Below are 16,693 nucleotides of genomic sequence, written 5' to 3' on the forward strand. Positions count from 1 at the left end.
TTCTGGTCGTCAGATCCAGGAATGGCGATTAGGCAGCGTGCCGTTGAGGCGATAGGCGCCAACCGCGTGATACTTCCAGCGCACCGGGTCGTGCAGGGTGTGCACCCGGGCGTTGCGCCAGTGGCGGTCGAGGTTGAATTCGGCGAGGGTCGCGCGGCTGCCGGCCAGTTCGAGCAGCTTTTCGCTGGCCAGCAACGAAATCTCGGTGGTCAGCACTTTGGCTTCGGCCACGGCAATCGAGGCGCGGGCGGCGGACTCGGCGGTGAAGGGTGCGGCGCTGACGTCATCGAGCACTTGGCCGGCCTTGCGCAGCAGCGCTTCGGCAGCGTGCAATTCGATTTTCAACCTGCCGATATCGGCGATCACGTACAGGTCATCGCTGGCCCGCTCGACCTTGGCGTCGATCCACGGCCGGGCGCGGGTTTTCACGAAGTCGATGGCGTCGTCGATGGCGCCTCGGGCGATACCGGCGTCGATGGCCGCTTGAATCAGCTGCGAGACAGCACCCTGGATGTTCGGCGTGTCATTGATCCGCCAGTTATCCACCACCAGCTCGGGATCGGCCTGCACGTTGTTGAGCAAAATCGTGCCGCTGGCGGTGGTGCGCTGACCAAACCCGGACCAGTCATCGACGATGCGCAATCCGGGTGTGCCGCGCCGGATGAACGCCAGCACTTGCTTGCCATCGTCGTTCAACGCTTTGACTGCGACCCAATGGGCGAACAGTGCGCCCGTGGAATAGAACTTCTGGCCATTGATGACGCCGTCAGCGGTGATGCGCGCCTTCAGTTCCAGGGTGTTTTTCGTGCCGCGTTCCGGCCCGGCATTGCCGATGCGCCGCCCATCCAGGACGCTTTTGAACAGCTGTTTTTTCTGCGCTTCGGTGGCGCTGCCGAGCACCAGGTTAAGAATGCCGAACTGGTTTTGCGGGATCTGCCCAAGCGCCGGATCTGCCGCGGAAATGATCGCGAAGACCTCGGCCAGGGTGACGAACGAAACCTGCGGGCCACCGTACTCGCGGGGGATGGAAATGCTGCCCAGGCCGCTGCGGGTGAACTGTTCGATTTCCGCCCACGGGAGCTTGCGCTGCCGGTCACGTTTGGCCGCTTGCAGGCGGGCGACTTGCGCCAGTTCGTGGGCCGCCTTGATGGCTTGAGCGTCGTTGCGCAAGACTTTTGCGGGCAACAACAGGGGGGCGATGTCCAGGTCACTCTGGACGTTTGCATCTGCCAGACTGGACATCAGTGCCGCTCCTTGGCTGCACGCAATGCCCTGGCGATCTGCACTGGGGTGATTGTGTTCCGGACCATACCTACCTCACATCTTATGGAAGCGCCGCTTGTGGCCGCGCATGAAAACAAGGATGTCCGGTGGTCCGGTGTATATACCCTAAACGTGTATAAATATTTTATGAACTAACTTTTAGGAATAAAGATAGAAGGATGATTCCACCGCAGAGGCCTTTTCATCGTCTACGGGGTTCAGCAGCCTTGAGGGGCTGTTTCTTCTGGACTTTCAGATAGGTATTTGCACACCCGATCTTCAGCGTACGGGCCGGCGCCCAGCGGGAGTTGTTGCCCACCCGGTCGAGAATGCAGTACGTCACTTCCAGCCGCAGGTCTTCGCCGGCTTCGAGGATGATGGTCGGCGGTATCCAGACCTGAATCGGCTGACCCACATCGGTGGACTTGAGCCGCGGCAGATCCATGCGCACATCGCCCCAGCGCAGGGTGATTTCGTCGTCGACGGCCATGTTCAGGTACGGCTCGATGGTCAAGGGAACACCGCGTTTGACCTGGCTTGGGTTGACCCCCTGACGGCGAATCGCCTCGGGAATGCTCACCGGTGCCAGGCGCTGGTTTTCATCGCCGCACAGCGCGGAAGGTTGGCCGCCCGGGCAGTCGAGTTTGATCTGCACGTTTCGGCTGGCCGAAACCACCGGATCTCGACCCACCTGCATGACCCGGTAGTGAATGCGCGAGGTCCCGTTGGCGACAAAGCTTTCAGGCACCCGCAGTTGCACTGGTTGGCCGACATCGCTGGCCGTCAGCACGCGGGAGGCTACGTAGCAGTTGTCCCAGAACAGTTCGATCAGGTCGCCTTCGTCCATGGCGGGGTAGGGCGCCACATCGATCAGCAGGTGCGCCGCGCAAGTGACGTTGATGCCGGTCTTGTTGGATTGCGCCAGGGTCGGGGCTGCAAGCCCGGATTTGTTCGAGGTGCTTTTCATGAAGTCTCCTTGAAGTCTTGCAACGAAGTCCGTTTCTGGGAAATCAAAAACTAAATATCGAACAGCAAAACCATTCATTACTTTTAATTGAAATAATGAATTTGGCGTGATGAGTGACGTTGGTTGGGGACTAGATAAGAGTTAGGGGGAGCAGGTGTCAATGATATTTATTAGTTATGGGTAGCGTGTGATGTTATTCAGAAAGTTCCTACGATGCGAAGTAAGTAAACCATGTCGGCGTGTCGAATTTTTCCGCTGAAAGTGGCCGAATACGGGAGGATTGGCACATGTGGTCGGTCAGGTGCCGGGAAAGGAGCTTGGTGGGGGAGAGGGCATTTAATTGTTGCGATGCATATATATGTACCGCGCACGCGTACAAAATATGTATGTCGAGCAGAGGGGGTTAGTTTGGTATTGATGAGTAATTTTTTGTGGGGTGTCACTTCCGTCCATGGAAGGTGACTATTGTTGGGTAGGGTTGTTAGTTGTGAGCGTTATTCAGGAACTTGCTCAGAAATTGTTTTGTCCGCTCTTCTTTCGGGTTGGCAAACAACGCCTTCGCTTCGCCTTGCTCGACGATCACACCCTTGTCGAAAAACACCACACGGTTGGCCACGTCCCGGGCAAAGCCCATTTCGTGAGTGACGATCACCATGGTGCGATTCTCTTCGGCCAGGCCGCGGATGGTCGCCAATACCTCGCCCACCAGCTCCGGGTCGAGGGCCGAGGTCGGCTCATCGAACAGGATCACTTCCGGTTCCATCGCCAGCGCCCGGGCAATCGCCACGCGCTGTTGCTGGCCACCGGAGAGGCGACGCGGGTAAGCGTCCTCCTTGCCCGCCAGGCCTACCTTGGCCAACAGTTTTTTACCCAGGGCAACGGCATCGGCGTGCGCGATCTTCTTGACGATGATCGGGCCTTCGATAACGTTTTCCAGAGCGGTGCGATGGGGGAACAGGTTGAAGTTCTGGAACACGAAGCCCACATGCTGGCGCAAACGCCGCACCAAGCTCTGTTGCTGGTTCAGGGGGCGGCTGGTATCGACTTCGATATCACCGACCTTGATCCGGCCGCTGGTGGGTTCTTCCAGAAAGTTCAGGCAGCGCAGGAAGGTGGTCTTGCCCGAACCGCTAGGGCCGATGATCGCGACCACCTCGCCTTCCTTGACCTCAAGATCGATGCCATTGAGCACGACTTGACCCTTGAACTGCTTTGTCAGTTTTTCCACGACAATCATTGGGTCAGGACTCCTGGTCGTGCCGATTGACCCGCGCTTCCAACTGGTTCTGCAGGTGCGAAAGCACCGTGGCCAGGACCCAGTAGATCAGTGCGGCGGCAAGATACATGGTGAAGATTTCGAAGGTGCGGGCGGTGATCAGCTGCGCCTGACGGAACAGTTCTGGCACCTGGATGGTGGCAGCCAGCGCAGTGTCCTTGACCAGTGAAATGAAGCTGTTGCCCAGCGGCGGCAATGCGGTGCGCATCGCCTGCGGCAGGATGGCCCGGCGCAGGGTCTGCGCGCGGGTCATGCCGATACTGGCAGCGGCTTCCCACTGGCCGCGCTCGATGGAGCTGATCGCGGCGCGCAGGATTTCACAGGCGTAGGCGGCCATGTTCAGCGAGAAGCCGATCAGGGCCGCCGGCAGCGGATCCAGTTCCAGACCCAATTGCGGCAAGCCGTAATAGATCACGAACAGTTGCACCAGCAACGGCGTGCCGCGAAAGAACGACACGTAGATGCGGGCGATCCAGCTCACCAGTTTGAAGCGCGACAGGCGCATCAGCGCCAGACCGAAGCCCATCACCAGGCCGAAGAACATCCCGCCCAGGCTGAGAATGACCGTGTAATACGCACCCTTGAGCAGAAAGGGCGCGGAGTCCAGTGCGAGTTGGAAAGCTTCTCCCATTATTGAGTGACGTCTGCGTTGAAGTATTTTTCCGAGAGCTTTTTCAGGGTGCCATCGGCGCGCAGCTTATCGATTGCCTTGTTCACCGCGGCCAGCAGTTCAGGCTCGCCTTTGCGCAGGGCAATGCCGGCTTCCTGGCGGGAGAACGCATCACCGGCGGCGGTGGTGTCCTTGGCCTTCTTGGCGTATTCCAGTGCAGCGAGGCGGTCGATCAGAATCGCGTCGATACGGCCGACACGCAGGTCCTGGAACTTGGTCGGATCATCTTCGTAGGTGCGGATGTCAGCGGTCGGCACATTGGCTTTGACCCACTCTTCGTAGTTGGTGCCCAGGCCTACGCCGACTTTCTTGCCTGACAGGTCGGCGGCGGACTTGATGTTCAGCTCGGCGGCCTTCTTCGTCAGCACCAGCGCTTGAATCCCGGAAACGGTGTATGGCTCGGAGAAGTCATACTTCTTCTTGCGCTCTTCGGAGATAGTCACCTGGTTGATCACTGCGTCCAGGCGCTTGGATTCCAGGGCCGCGAGGATGCCGTCCCATTTAGTTGGTTGCAGCTTGACCTTCACGCCCAGCTCTTTGGCCAGGGCTTCGGAGAACTCGACTTCGAAGCCGGCCAGTTTGCCGTCGGCGTCGACGAAACTGAACGGAGGGTAAGTGCCTTCCAGGCCGACGTTGATCACGCCAGCGTCTTTGATTTTTTGCAGTTGCTCACCGGCAACGGCTTGGCCAATCAGGCCGGCGCTCAGAGCCAGGCCCAGCGAGCCCACCAGCAGATTGCGACGTAGTGCGGAAAAATTCATGACAAGCCCCTGTGTTTTCTTATGGAAGACGCTTAAGGAAAGTTGGCAAATTCGGGATTCGGACGACTGCGATATCCTGCCCTAATGCAGCTTATGCGTCTCGCTGCAAATTCGCCTGCGGCGTGACTATAAGATGATGCCGTTAGATAGGAAAATAATAAATATTCTATTTGTTATTCGTTAATTGAATATGTGTTTCATAGGAAAAGATCGCAGCCTGCGGCAGCTCCTACAGGTGCATGCCGATCCATGTAGGCGCTGCCGCAGGCTGCGATCTTCTGGATTGCCTACAGAAAATCCTTGTAGGCAAACAACGCCGGAGCCCCGCCGGTGTGCAGGAAGATAATCGGACCTTCGTCGAAACGCTGACGGCCGATCCCGTCCAGCAAGCCCGCCATGGCCTTGCCAGTGTAGACCGGGTCCAGCAGCAAGCCTTCCTGACTCGCCAGCAGCTTCACCGCCGCCAGTGTGCCGGCATTCGGCTCGCCATAACGGGGGGCGAAATACTCGTCCCACAACTCGACCTTGAAAGCCTCCGGCAGATTCACGCCCAGCAACTCGGCGGTGCGTTCGGCCAGGCCTTGAACCTTTGGCCGCTGATCTTCATCGCTGCGCGAAACCGTCACGCCGATTACTGGCAGATCCGGCAGTACTTCACTCAGGGCCAGTGCCAGGCCGCTGTGGGTACCGGCGCTGCCCGAGGCCAGGACCACGGCGGAGAACTTCAGGCCGGTGTCCTTGATCTGCTCGGCCAGTTCCAGCCCGGCGCGCACGTAACCCAGGGCGCCCAAGGCATTGGAGCCACCGATCGGCACAAGGTACGGCTTCTTGCCGTTGCTGCGCAGTCGGTTGGCCAGGGCTTGCAGTTGCTCGTCGGCGTTGTCGAGGTTTTCCACCAGTTCGACCTTGGCATCGAACAGGTCGAGCAGCAGCCGGTTGCCGTTGCCGGTGTAATTGCTGTCGTCAGTGCCGAGGGGGTTTTCCAGAAGGGCTACGCAACCCAGACCCAACTTGGCGGCAATGGCGGCTGTCTGGCGAACGTGGTTCGATTGCAGCGCGCCCGCCGTGATCAAGGTGTCGGCGCCCTGGGCCAAGGCATCGGCGGCCAGGTATTCGAGTTTGCGCAGCTTGTTGCCGCCCATTGCCAGCGGTGTCAGGTCATCGCGCTTGACGTACAGGTCTCGGCCCAGCCAGGTCGACAGGCGTTCGAGTTTTTCCAGGGCGGTGGGCTGACCGAGCAGGTCGAGGCGGTTAAAGCGGGCGAGCTGTTGTTTGATCATGAGTCCGTACTGGCGGTTGAAGATTTCAGGACTATAGGCACGCCAAAAAGTTGGGGCAACCGCCAATCGCTTATAGCCAATCGAACTGAGCACAGCACTATTGGTTCTTAATTTGCCTCGCGGCCCTTGCCGTAAAGTAATCGCCGTCAGTGCGGCCAGACAGTCCGGCCGCCCGTGAGGAGTTTTTACCGTGAGTGAGCGTTCCAGCCATTGGCAATTGCAGACCATCGTCAGCCAGCTGCGCACTGCACGTGAACAGTGGCGTGCACAAAACGGCCGGGCCACCGGCGAGCAGGGCGGTCGCGAGTTACCGTCCCGGGCAGCCATGGCGGACATTCTCGAAGCCTTGTGCGGTGCGTTGTTCCCGATGCGCCTGGGGCCGGTGGATTTGCGTGAAGAGAGCGAAGACTTCTACGTCGGCCATACCCTGGATGTGGCGCTGAATGCGCTGTTGGCCCAGGCGCGGCTCGAATTGCGCTACGCCGCGCGCCACAGTGCCCAGGCCGAGACTGAAGTCGAAGCCCGGACCATCCAGATCATTCAGGATTTCGCCCTCGCTTTGCCTGGGTTGCGCAGCCTGCTGGACACCGACGTATTGGCCGCCTATCACGGTGACCCGGCGGCGCGCAGTGTCGATGAAGTGTTGTTGTGCTATCCGGGGATTCTGGCGGTGATTCACCATCGTCTGGCCCATCACTTGTACCGCGCAGGTCTACCGTTGCTGGCACGGATCAGCGCGGAAATCGCTCACTCGGCCACCGGCATCGACATTCACCCTGGTGCGCAGATCGGCCGCAGTTTCTTCATCGACCACGGGACGGGTGTGGTGATTGGAGAAACCGCGATCATCGGCGAGCGCGTGCGGATTTATCAGGCGGTGACCTTGGGCGCCAAGCGCTTCCCGGCGGATGAAGACGGTCAGCTGCAGAAAGGCCAGCCACGGCATCCGATTGTCGAGGATGATGTGGTGATTTATGCCGGGGCGACGATTCTCGGGCGGATCACCATCGGTCAGGGTTCAACCATTGGCGGCAACGTCTGGCTGACCCGCAGCGTGCCGGCGGGCAGCAACCTGACCCAGGCGAATTTGCAGAATGATGATGGGGCGCAGAAGTAGGCCTTTGAATCTCCGTTGTCTGGTCTGGCCTCATCGCGAGCAAGCTCGCTCCCACAGTGGATCTCTGGTGAACACAACTGTTGTGACCGGCATTGAACCCTGTGGGAGCGAGCTTGCTCGCGATTGGATTTCAAGCCGAATAGAGTTGTTTGTCTTCAGCACATTTCTCCCCTTGAGCTAGCGTAATACCACCACCACCGAGCCCTGCGATTAGTCCTTAGCCCCCTATCCATGTTTAACTTGAACGTTCATTCAAGTTAAACCGGCGGTTCGCTGCCCGCTCACAACAGGAGGCTTGCCTTTGCTGAGTCCGATTTCTACAGCCACGTTTTACCCCTTCGAGGTGCACCGAACATGAGTGCATCGTCCATCCCTCCAAGCGGCCTGATCCGCATGAATCCGCCGGTGTTCTGGTTCTCGGCGAGTTTCATCCTGTTGTTTGGTGTCGTTGTCATCGCCATGCCCGAGCAGGCCGGTGCCTGGTTGCTGGCGGCGCAAAACTGGGCGGCCAACACGGTCGGCTGGTATTACCTGCTGGCGATGACCCTGTATCTGGTCTTCGTGGTGGTCACCGCCTTGTCCGGCTACGGCAAGATCAAGCTCGGTGCCGACCACGACGAGCCCGAGTTCAGTTATTTGTCCTGGGCCGGCATGCTGTTCGCCGCCGGGATCAGCATCACGCTGTTTTTCTTCTGCGTGTCCGAGCCGCTGACCCACATGCTGCAACCGCCCCAGGGCGAGGCCGGTACGGCGGATGCGGCGCGCCAGGCGATGCAGATTCTGTTTCTGCACTGGGGCCTGCATGGTTGGGGCGTGTTCGCCTTTGTCGGCATGGCGCTGGCCTACTTTGCCTACCGACATAACCTGCCATTGGCCCTGCGTTCGGCGCTGTATCCGCTGATCGGCAAGCGCATCAATGGCCCCATCGGCTACGCGGTGGATGGCTTCGGCATCATCGCCACGGTGTTCGGCCTCGGTGCCGACATGGGCTTCGGCGTGCTGCACCTCAACTCGGGCCTGGACTACCTGTTCGGCATCGCCCACACCCAATGGGTTCAAGTCGGCCTGATCACCTTGATGATGGGCGCTGCGATCATCGTGGCCGTATCCGGCGTCGACAAGGGTGTGCGGGTGATGTCCGACATCAACATGCTGCTGGCCTGTGCGCTGCTGCTGTTCGTGTTGTTCGCCGGCCCCACGCAGCACTTGCTCAACACCCTGATCCAGAACCTCGGCGACTACCTCGGCGCCTTGCCGATGAAGAGTTTCGACCTTTATGCCTACGATAAACCCAGCGACTGGCTGGGCGGTTGGACGGTGTTTTACTGGGCCTGGTGGATTGCATGGTCGCCGTTCGTGGGCTTGTTCATCGCACGGATTTCCCGTGGCCGGACCATCCGCGAATTCGTCTTCGGCGTGCTGTTGATACCGCTGGGCTTCACCCTGGCGTGGATGTCGATCTTCGGCAACAGCGCCATCGATCAAGTGCTCAACCACGGCATGAGCGCGCTCGGCATGTCGGCCATCGACAACCCGTCGATGACGCTTTACCTGCTGCTGGAAACCTACCCGTGGAGCAAAACCGTCATCGCGGTCACGGTGTTCATCAGCTTCGTGTTCTTCGTCACCTCCGCCGACTCCGGCACCGTGGTGCTGTCGACGCTGTCCGCCAAGGGCGGCAACCCGGATGAAGACGGGCCGAAATGGCTGCGAGTGTTCTGGGGCGCGATGACCGCACTGGTGACCAGCGCGCTGCTGTTTTCCGGCAGCATCGATGCATTGAAGTCGGCGGTGGTCCTGACCTCGCTGCCGTTCTCGTTGATCTTGCTGTTGATGATGTGGGGGCTGCACAAGGCGTTTTATCTGGAATCGCAGAAGCAGATTGCGCAGATGCATTCCTTGGCACCGGTGTCCGGTTCACGGCGGGGCGGCTGGCGTCAGCGTTTGAGTCAGGCGGTGCATTTCCCGTCGCGGGATGAGGTCTATCGCTTCCTCGACACGACGGTGCGCCCGGCGATTGAAGAGGTGTCTGCCGTGTTCATCGAAAAGGGTTTGCACGTAGCGACACACCCGGACCCGGCCAATGACAGCGTCAGCCTGGAAATCGGCCACGGCGATCAGCATCCGTTCGTTTATCAGGTGCAGATGCGCGGTTACTTCACGCCGTCGTTTGCCCGTGGCGGCATGGGTTCCAAGCAGCTCAACAATCGCCGCTACTACCGGGCCGAAGTGCATTTGAGCGAGGGCAGTCAGGACTACGACCTGGTGGGCTACACCAAGGAACAGATCATCAACGACATCCTCGACCAGTACGAACGGCACATGCAGTTCCTGCATCTGGTGCGTTGATCGCTGGCAGGGCGCCGGGGCTTTTCAGCTCTCGGCGCTCAGCACCATGAACAACACCAGCGCCGCCACCGGAATGCTGAACACTACCGTGCCGATGGCCAGTTCCGTACTCAGCGACTGGTCGGCGTTCACCATGCCGATGGCGCCGTTGATCACCGTCAACGCCAGCCACAGGATCACGAAACTGTAGGTGAGTGTCTGGCGGCTGAAGCCGAGTTTTTCTCCGATGAACAGCATCATCGCGAGCAGGACCAGGCCGAAGGTGATGATGATCGTGGTGTGCATGGTTTCTACCATCCCTGCGATAGCTATCGCTTCTTCGTTGCTTTGGCGACTTTGTTCCTGTCGGCCCGGATCACGCAAGCCTGATGCGTTTTTGTTCAATTGCGCGGGCCAATCAAATTTCTGTGAAACGTTTCAGCATTTAGTCGAATCCAGGGTTTTCTGGTGTCCGTCCGGGCGTATGCTGGGCGACTGGCGAAGCAGTCGATACCAGATTCAAGACAGACAAGAGAGGATTCGATGACCTACACCGCTGCCGAAAACCGCTACGACTCCATCCCTTACCGCCGCGTGGGTCGCAGCGGGCTGGTGCTGCCGGCGTTGTCGTTGGGCCTGTGGCACAACTTCGGCGACAGCACGCCGATCGACACCCAGCGCGCGTTGTTGCGCACGGCATTCGACCTGGGCATCAACCATTTCGACCTGGCCAACAACTACGGCCCGCCGTATGGCAGCGCCGAGATCAACTTCGGCCGTTTACTGCGCGAAGACTTCAAGCAGTACCGCGATGAGCTGATCATTTCCAGCAAAGCCGGTTGGGACATGTGGCCGGGGCCTTACGGTCAGGGCGGCGGTTCGCGCAAGTACGTGCTGGCCAGCCTCGACCAGAGCCTGCAGCGCCTGGGCGTGGACTACGTCGACATCTTTTATTCCCACCGCTTCGATCCGGACACCCCGCTGGAAGAAACCGCCAGCGCGCTCGCCACGGCGGTGCAGCAGGGCAAGGCGTTGTACATCGGCATCTCTTCGTACTCCGGGGTGAAAACCCGCGAAATGGCAGCGTTGCTCAAAGAGTGGAAAGTGCCGCTGCTGATTCACCAGCCGGCCTACAACCTGCTCAATCGATGGGTGGAAAAAGACCTGCTCGATACCACCGGCGAACTCGGCACCGGCGTGATCGCCTTCACCCCGCTGGCCCAGGGTTTGCTGACCGACAAATACCTCAACGGCGTGCCGTCGGATGCGCGGGTCAATCGTCCGGGTGGTGGTTCGTTGCAGGCATCGCATTTGTCCGAGGCCAACATTGCCCAGGTGCGGGCACTCAACGAAATCGCCAAGCGTCGTGGCCAGAGCCTGGCGCAACTGGCACTGGCCTGGACCCTGCGCGATCCTCGGGTCACTTCGGCCTTGATTGGCGCGAGCCGGCCGGAGCAGATCATCGAGAACGTCGGGGCGTTGAAGAACCTGAGCTTTAGTGCGCAGGAACTGGCGGAGATTGACCGGTTTGCCCAGGAGGGCGGGATCAATCTTTGGGAGAAGCCTTCGACGGCTGAATAAGTAGTTGGCGCCGGATTATTCGGCGCCTTTCAGATCGCCATCGCGAGCAATGTCAGTACAAAAACTGGCTGTTCACCGAAAGAAAGGCACATCCCCCAACACCGTCGCCCGCTGCATCACCCGCCGCGCCGGCCGGTAATCGTCCACCGCGTAATGCTGGGTCACTCGGTTGTCCCAGAATGCAATGTCGTCCTGCTGCCAGCGCCAGCGAATGGTGAATTCCGGTCGGGTTGAATGGGCGAACAGGAACTTCAGAATCGCCTCGCTCTCGGTTTCCGACAGCTCGTTGATCTTCGAAGTGAAGCCTTCGTTGACGAACAGCGACCGCCGCCCGCTGACCGGGTGCGTGCGGATCACTGGATGCGACAGCGGTGGATTCTTGCGCCGTGCTTCTTCCCACTGGGCCAACGCCTCGGGCGTGTTGCCATAGCGTTCCAGCGGAAACGAACGGGTGAAATCGTGGGTGGCGGTCAGGCCTTCGAGCAAGGTTTTCAGCGGCGCCGACAGGGCTTCATACGCCGCAATCCCGCTGGCCCACAACGTGTCGCCGCCAAACTCCGGCAGCAGCTTGGCGCTGAGCACCGCGCCCATGGCCGGGGTCGGCAGGAAGGTGACGTCGGTGTGCCAGATCGCGTTATCGCGCACGTCGGTGACGGCGGTGTCGAGAATCAGCACTTCGGGTTGCTCCGGCACATTCGGGTAGATCGGGTGAATGTGCAGGTCGCCGAAATTCGCGGCGAATCGCGCCTGTTGCTGTGGCGTGATCGGCTGGTTGCGAAGGAACAGGACCTGATGCTTGAGCAGGGCCTGTTCGATGGTATCGCGCTGCTCCAGGTTCAGCGGCTGGCTGATGTCGACGCCGCTGATCTGTGCGCCAAGGGCGGAGCTTAGGGGGACGATGGTCAAGTCACTCATGGTGGTTCTCTTCAATCTGGAGGTGCCAACTGTGGGCGCGAGTAATCAGTGGGCCTGGCCATGCCAAGGCACCAGTTTGCGTTGCAGGGCACGCAGGCCCAGCTCCATCGCGAAGGCGATCAGTGCAATCACCAAAATCCCCAGCACCACCACATCGGTGACCAGAAACTGCGCGGCCGATTGCACCATGAAGCCCAGGCCGCTGGTGGCAGCGATCAATTCGGCGGCAACCAGCGTCGACCAACCCACACCCAGGCCAATGCGCACACCGGTCAGAATGTCCGGCAAGGCACTCGGCAAAATGACGTGGCGAATCAACTGCACGCGCGTTGCGCCCAGCGACTGCGCGGCGCGCAATTTGGCCGGATCGACCGTGCGCACACCGGTGGCGGTGGCGATGGCAATCGGAGCGAAGATCGCTAGGTAGATCAGCAGCACTTTCGACAATTCACCGATGCCGCACCAGATCACGATCAGCGGCAGATAAGCCAGCGGCGGAATCGGCCGGTAGAACTCGATCAGCGGGTCGAGCACACCACGGGCGATACGGTTGGCGCCGATGGCGATTCCCACCGGCACGGCGGTGAGAATCGCAAAGCCAAGGCCCAGGCCGATGCGACTCAGGCTCGCGCCGAGGTGCTGCCACAGGGTTGAGTCCATGTACCCCGAGGTCGCCAGCAGCCAGCCTTTTTGCAGCACGGCGGAGGGCGGTGGCAAGAACAGCGGCTCGATCAAGCCGGTCGCCGTTACGGCCCACCAAATAGTAATGAGAGCGACCAGTGTCAGCACGCTGATCCAGCGAGTGCTCAAACGGCGACTTGCCGGAATCACGGCTGAGCCCGGCGCTATCGCTGCGACGGGAATTTCGTAACTGCTCATGCGCGCTCCTGCCGCTGGGCGGCGCTGCGTTGGGAGAACACTTTGGCGAGTACGTGTTCGCGGGTTTCGATAAAACGCGGGTCGGACTTGATTGAGCGGGCCGACTCACCGGCGGCATAACGCTGACCGAAATCGAGGCTCAGGCGCTCGACGATTTGCCCAGGGTTGGGCGCCAACAGAATCAGGTCGGTGGCGAGGAACACGGCTTCTTCGATGTCGTGGGTAATCAGGAACACCGGTTTGGCGGTGCGTTGCCAGACTTGCAGCAACAGCTCCTGCATCTGCTCGCGGGTGAAGGCGTCGAGGGCGCCAAAAGGTTCGTCCATCAGCAACACGCGCGGGTCGGCGGCGAGGGCGCGGGCCAGGCCGACACGCTGCTTCTGGCCGCCCGAAAGCTGCCAGATGCGGCGCTGTTCAAAACCGGACAGATCGACCAGGGCGAGCATTTCCCTGGCACGAGCTTCGCGTTTGTCCCGGGCGATGCCGGCCAGCTCAAGGCCAAACCCGACGTTGGCCAACACGTTTTGCCATGGCAGCAACGCGTCGTCCTGGAACACTACGCCGCGCTCGGCGCTCGGGCCTTTGACGGGCACGCCATCGAGGGTGATGCGCCCGGCGCTGGGTTCGACGAAACCGGCAATCAGGTTCAACAGCGAAGTCTTGCCACTGCCGGACGGGCCGAGGGCGACCAGCAATTGCCGGGGCCCCAGGCTCAGGGAGATATCCGCCAACACCGGTTCCGGGTTGCCGGGGTACTGTGCGCTGATGCGCTCCAGCTGAAGCAAGGCCATCGCGTTGACTCCCAATCAGTTGGTGATGAACTTGGCGCTGACGTACGGCGCGTAGTCCGGCAGTACCGCCTCGACCTTGCCTTGTTCCTTGAGGAACGCCGCGGTGTCGGTGATGGCTTTGGTGGTCGGGGCGCCGAGGGTGAGCACCTGGTCAGCCGCCAGCGGGTAGACGTTGCCTTGCAGCAGCAATGGAATGTCGCTGGCCTTGGCACCAGACAGTTTTACAAGCTTGTCGACGTTGCCCTGGTTGGCGAGCCAGGCTTGTGGGTCTTTGCGGTAATCGGCGTAGGCGTCCAGGGTCACTTTGGCGAACGCGGTGACGATCTCCGGGTGCTTCTCGGCGAAATCCTTGCGCACGATCCAGGCGTCGAAGGTCGGTGCGCCGAACTTGGCCAGCTCGCCGGAGGTGATCAGTACCTTGCCGTTTTCCTTGGCGACACCGAGGGCCGGATCCCACACGTAGGTGGCGTCGATGTCGCCGCGTTTCCAGGCGGCAATGATCGCGGGTGGAGCCAAGTTGAGGACGGTGACTTTCGACGGGTCGATGTTCCAGTGCTTCAACGCGGCCAGCAGGCTGTAGTGGCCGGTGGATACAAATGGCACGGCGATTTTCTTGCCGATCAGGTCTTGCGGGGTCTTGATCCCGGAACCGTCGCGGGCGACCAGTGCTTCGGCGGCGCCGATCTGGGTGGCAATGAGGAACGTTTCTACCGGGACTTTACGGGTAATGGCGGCGGTCAGGGGGCTGGAACCGAGGTAGCCGATTTGCACGTCGCCGGAGGCGATGGCGGCAATGATGTCGGCACCATTGTCGAACTTGCGCCAGCTGATATCGGCCTTGGTGGCCTTTTCGTAAGCGCCGTCAGCCTGGGCGACTTTCGCCGGGTCAACGGTGGTCTGGTAGGCGACGGTGAAGTCGGCCGCCTGGGCAAAAAAACTCGCGGTAGCCAAGGAAGCGGCCGCCAGCAAGCGTAGAGGGAAAGTCAGTTTCATCAGAAAGCTCCTTGTCAGGCGACCGATTGTCGGCGTGAGAAAGAGACTAAATGATCTAAGAATTCGAAAATAAATAACTTTTTCGAATTAGCTTATGAGGGGAATACTTGAAGAGCGACTGTGGACTTGTGGCGAGGGGGCTTGCCCCCGTTCGACTGCGGAGCAGTCGCAAATCCAGGCATTGACTTCTGTCTGATAGGGCCGGGTTGCTGCTTTAGGGACCGCTTCGCGGCCCAACGGGGGCAAGCCCCCTCGCCACAGGGGACCTGCTTTGGCCGCTTAGTTACTGATCGCCAGAATGCTCGCCTGGTACGCCCCGACAAACACATCGAAGTCACCGACTTCGTTCTGTTCCAGTTCAGCCTGCTGAGCCAGCGACGAACGCGCCCGCTCTTCAAACCTCGCCTGTTCCTCAGCGGGCAAAGGCTCGCTGCGGAAGAAGTCGGCATGGGCCTGGCTCTGGCGCAAGGAGAACCGGGCGAAGCTTTCCTTGTGCTCGGCCATCGCCGCCAATACCTGGGCCGATGGCGTCAGGGACGGGTCCTGGACCTTGGCCATCTGGGCGTCCAGCGCCTTGCTGTGGGCATCGCCGCCATGGCTCTGGTCGAGCATCGCCGCCAGAGGGGCGATTTTTTCCAGCAGCTCGCCGGCCCATTCCTTCAGGTCAACCGGCTGGCCATCCCGTTGCAGTTGCAGGCCCGGACGGCGACCTTCCTTGACCACGCTGAGGAAGTTCGAGGTCGCGTTGCCGCAACTGGTGTTGGTCAGCAGCGGGCTGTCATTGAGCGCGCAGTACAGCAGGAACGCATCGAGGAAGCGCGACTCGGTAAGGTCGATGCCCATCGGCAGGAAGGGGTTGATGTCCAGGCAACGCACTTCGACGTACTGGATGCCACGGGCCATCAGCGCCTGGATAGGACGCTCGCCAGTGTAGGTCACGCGTTTCGGGCGGATGTTGGAGTAGTACTCGTTTTCGATCTGCAGGATGTTGGTGTTGAGCTGTACCCACTCGCCGTCCTGATGGGTGCCGACTTCGACGTACGGCGCATACGGCGTGGCCACCGCTTTGCGCAGGCTGTCGGTGTAGCTGTTCAGATCGTTGTAGCACGGCGTCAGGCCAGCCTGGGCGTTGCTCTGGTAACCCAGGTCGCTCATGCGCAGGCTGGTGGCGTACGGCAGGTACAGGGTTTGCGGGTCCAGTTGTTCCAATTGGTGCGAACGACCGCGCAGGAAGCCGGCGTCCAGTGCGGGTGACGCACCGAACAGGTACATCAGCAGCCAGCTGTAGCGGCGGAAGTTACGGATCAGCGCGATATAGGACGACGACTGGAAATCGCGGTCGGTGCCGACAAAGCCTTCGGCCTGCTTGAGCAACGGCCAGAGCTTTTCCGGCAGGGAAAAGTTGTAGTGGATGCCGGCAATGCATTGCATGGTCTTGCCGTAACGCAGGGCCAGACCCTTGCGGTAGACGTACTTGAGCTGCCCGATATTGGACGTGCCGTAGTAGGCGATCGGGATGTCTTCCTCGGCCGGCAACGGGCACGGCATCGACGGGCTCCACAGATACTCGTTGCCAAGCTTGCTGTAGGCAAAGCGGTGAATGCTGTCCAGGCTCGCCAGCGTATCGGCAGGATCGGGCAGGGCCGGGGTGATGAACTCCAGCAGCGACTCGGAGTAGTCGGTGGTGATCTGTTCATTGGTCAGCGCGGAACCCAATTCTTCCGGGTGCGGCGTTTGCGCCAGGCGACCTTCATCGGTCACGCGCAGGCATTCACGTTCGATGCCGTGAAGGCACTGTTCGAGCAGAGAGAGGTTAGCGCGCTCGCCGAGCAGAGCCAGGCGGCGGTTGAGAAGTTCGCTCAAGTTGGATTC

Annotated in this window: 15 protein-coding genes; 3 read left to right on the top strand and 12 right to left on the bottom strand. The window is 60.4% G+C overall.

Annotated features, from left to right (window positions below):
* Positions 1–9 precede the first annotated feature (9 nt).
* The 6 genes from AABM52_RS01225 to AABM52_RS01250 all read right to left on the bottom strand — a co-directional run bounded on the left by AABM52_RS01225 (position 10) and on the right by AABM52_RS01250 (position 6,217).
* A complete protein-coding gene (locus AABM52_RS01225) occupies positions 10–1,242 on the bottom strand; it encodes an SfnB family sulfur acquisition oxidoreductase (RefSeq protein ID WP_347910043.1) in 1,233 nt (410 codons plus the stop codon).
* A 223-nt stretch (positions 1,243–1,465) separates the two neighbouring features.
* Positions 1,466–2,230, bottom strand: a complete 765-nt coding sequence (locus AABM52_RS01230; RefSeq protein ID WP_347910044.1) for a hypothetical protein — start codon at positions 2,228–2,230, stop codon at positions 1,466–1,468.
* A 481-nt stretch (positions 2,231–2,711) separates the two neighbouring features.
* A complete protein-coding gene (gene tcyN, locus AABM52_RS01235; protein ID WP_347910045.1) occupies positions 2,712–3,467 on the bottom strand; it encodes an L-cystine ABC transporter ATP-binding protein TcyN in 756 nt (251 codons plus the stop codon).
* A 4-nt stretch (positions 3,468–3,471) separates the two neighbouring features.
* A complete protein-coding gene (gene tcyL / locus AABM52_RS01240) occupies positions 3,472–4,137 on the bottom strand; it encodes a cystine ABC transporter permease (RefSeq protein ID WP_046040764.1) in 666 nt (221 codons plus the stop codon).
* Positions 4,137–4,937: a cystine ABC transporter substrate-binding protein gene (gene tcyJ / locus AABM52_RS01245; RefSeq protein ID WP_060543969.1), complete on the bottom strand. Its 801-nt coding sequence runs from the start codon at positions 4,935–4,937 to the stop codon at positions 4,137–4,139. The genes tcyL and tcyJ overlap by 1 nt, the downstream gene beginning before the upstream one ends.
* A 287-nt stretch (positions 4,938–5,224) precedes the next feature.
* The gene (locus AABM52_RS01250; protein ID WP_347910046.1) at positions 5,225–6,217 is read right to left on the bottom strand and encodes a D-cysteine desulfhydrase; all 993 of its coding nucleotides are present in this window, start codon (positions 6,215–6,217) and stop codon (positions 5,225–5,227) included.
* Between the two features lie 190 nt (positions 6,218–6,407).
* On the opposite strand from AABM52_RS01250, the gene epsC reads away from it, so the two are divergent.
* Both epsC and betT read left to right on the top strand, forming a co-directional pair.
* Positions 6,408–7,334, top strand: a complete 927-nt coding sequence (gene epsC / locus AABM52_RS01255; RefSeq protein ID WP_347910047.1) for a serine O-acetyltransferase EpsC — start codon at positions 6,408–6,410, stop codon at positions 7,332–7,334.
* A gap of 393 nt (positions 7,335–7,727) precedes the next feature.
* Entirely contained in the window at positions 7,728–9,683 is a 1,956-nt protein-coding gene (gene betT, locus AABM52_RS01260) for a choline transporter BetT (protein WP_347912574.1), read from the top strand.
* Between the two features lie 24 nt (positions 9,684–9,707).
* Here the strand turns inward: betT and AABM52_RS01265 are convergent, their stop codons facing one another.
* Positions 9,708–9,968, bottom strand: a complete 261-nt coding sequence (locus AABM52_RS01265; protein WP_347910048.1) for a hypothetical protein — start codon at positions 9,966–9,968, stop codon at positions 9,708–9,710.
* A gap of 237 nt (positions 9,969–10,205) precedes the next feature.
* Between AABM52_RS01265 and mgrA the strand changes: the two genes are divergently transcribed.
* Complete coding sequence (gene mgrA / locus AABM52_RS01270) at positions 10,206–11,243, top strand: L-glyceraldehyde 3-phosphate reductase (RefSeq protein ID WP_347910049.1); 1,038 nt, start codon at positions 10,206–10,208, stop codon at positions 11,241–11,243.
* A 72-nt stretch (positions 11,244–11,315) separates the two neighbouring features.
* Here the strand turns inward: mgrA and tauD are convergent, their stop codons facing one another.
* The 5 genes from tauD to gshA form a co-directional block, all read right to left on the bottom strand.
* The gene (tauD, locus tag AABM52_RS01275) at positions 11,316–12,158 is read right to left on the bottom strand and encodes a taurine dioxygenase (RefSeq protein ID WP_347910050.1); all 843 of its coding nucleotides are present in this window, start codon (positions 12,156–12,158) and stop codon (positions 11,316–11,318) included.
* 45 nt (positions 12,159–12,203) lie between these two features.
* Positions 12,204–13,037, bottom strand: a complete 834-nt coding sequence (tauC, locus tag AABM52_RS01280) for a taurine ABC transporter permease TauC (protein ID WP_347910051.1) — start codon at positions 13,035–13,037, stop codon at positions 12,204–12,206.
* Positions 13,034–13,828, bottom strand: coding sequence for a taurine ABC transporter ATP-binding subunit (gene tauB / locus AABM52_RS01285; protein WP_056726923.1), 795 nt, complete (start codon positions 13,826–13,828; stop codon positions 13,034–13,036). Before tauB ends, tauC begins: the two co-directional genes overlap by 4 nt.
* A 15-nt stretch (positions 13,829–13,843) precedes the next feature.
* Positions 13,844–14,821, bottom strand: a complete 978-nt coding sequence (tauA, locus tag AABM52_RS01290) for a taurine ABC transporter substrate-binding protein (RefSeq protein WP_046040783.1) — start codon at positions 14,819–14,821, stop codon at positions 13,844–13,846.
* A 279-nt stretch (positions 14,822–15,100) separates the two neighbouring features.
* Positions 15,101–16,684, bottom strand: coding sequence for a glutamate--cysteine ligase (gshA, locus tag AABM52_RS01295; RefSeq protein ID WP_347910052.1), 1,584 nt, complete (start codon positions 16,682–16,684; stop codon positions 15,101–15,103).
* Positions 16,685–16,693: the final 9 nt, after the last annotated feature.

The organism is Pseudomonas grandcourensis (assembly GCF_039909015.1).
Taxonomy (GTDB): Bacteria; Pseudomonadota; Gammaproteobacteria; order Pseudomonadales; family Pseudomonadaceae; genus Aquipseudomonas; species Aquipseudomonas grandcourensis.

Coding starts and splice junctions, on each gene's coding strand:
- AABM52_RS01225 (WP_347910043.1), bottom strand. CDS start 1,242: ATGTCCAGTCTGGCAGATGCAAACGTCCAGAGTGACCTGGACATCGCC.
- AABM52_RS01230 (WP_347910044.1), bottom strand. CDS start 2,230: ATGAAAAGCACCTCGAACAAATCCGGGCTTGCAGCCCCGACCCTGGCG.
- tcyN (WP_347910045.1), bottom strand. CDS start 3,467: ATGATTGTCGTGGAAAAACTGACAAAGCAGTTCAAGGGTCAAGTCGTG.
- tcyL (WP_046040764.1), bottom strand. CDS start 4,137: ATGGGAGAAGCTTTCCAACTCGCACTGGACTCCGCGCCCTTTCTGCTC.
- tcyJ (WP_060543969.1), bottom strand. CDS start 4,937: ATGAATTTTTCCGCACTACGTCGCAATCTGCTGGTGGGCTCGCTGGGC.
- AABM52_RS01250 (WP_347910046.1), bottom strand. CDS start 6,217: ATGATCAAACAACAGCTCGCCCGCTTTAACCGCCTCGACCTGCTCGGT.
- betT (WP_347912574.1), top strand. CDS start 7,728: ATGAATCCGCCGGTGTTCTGGTTCTCGGCGAGTTTCATCCTGTTGTTT.
- AABM52_RS01265 (WP_347910048.1), bottom strand. CDS start 9,968: ATGCACACCACGATCATCATCACCTTCGGCCTGGTCCTGCTCGCGATG.
- mgrA (WP_347910049.1), top strand. CDS start 10,206: ATGACCTACACCGCTGCCGAAAACCGCTACGACTCCATCCCTTACCGC.
- tauD (WP_347910050.1), bottom strand. CDS start 12,158: ATGAGTGACTTGACCATCGTCCCCCTAAGCTCCGCCCTTGGCGCACAG.
- tauC (WP_347910051.1), bottom strand. CDS start 13,037: ATGAGCAGTTACGAAATTCCCGTCGCAGCGATAGCGCCGGGCTCAGCC.
- tauB (WP_056726923.1), bottom strand. CDS start 13,828: ATGGCCTTGCTTCAGCTGGAGCGCATCAGCGCACAGTACCCCGGCAAC.
- tauA (WP_046040783.1), bottom strand. CDS start 14,821: ATGAAACTGACTTTCCCTCTACGCTTGCTGGCGGCCGCTTCCTTGGCT.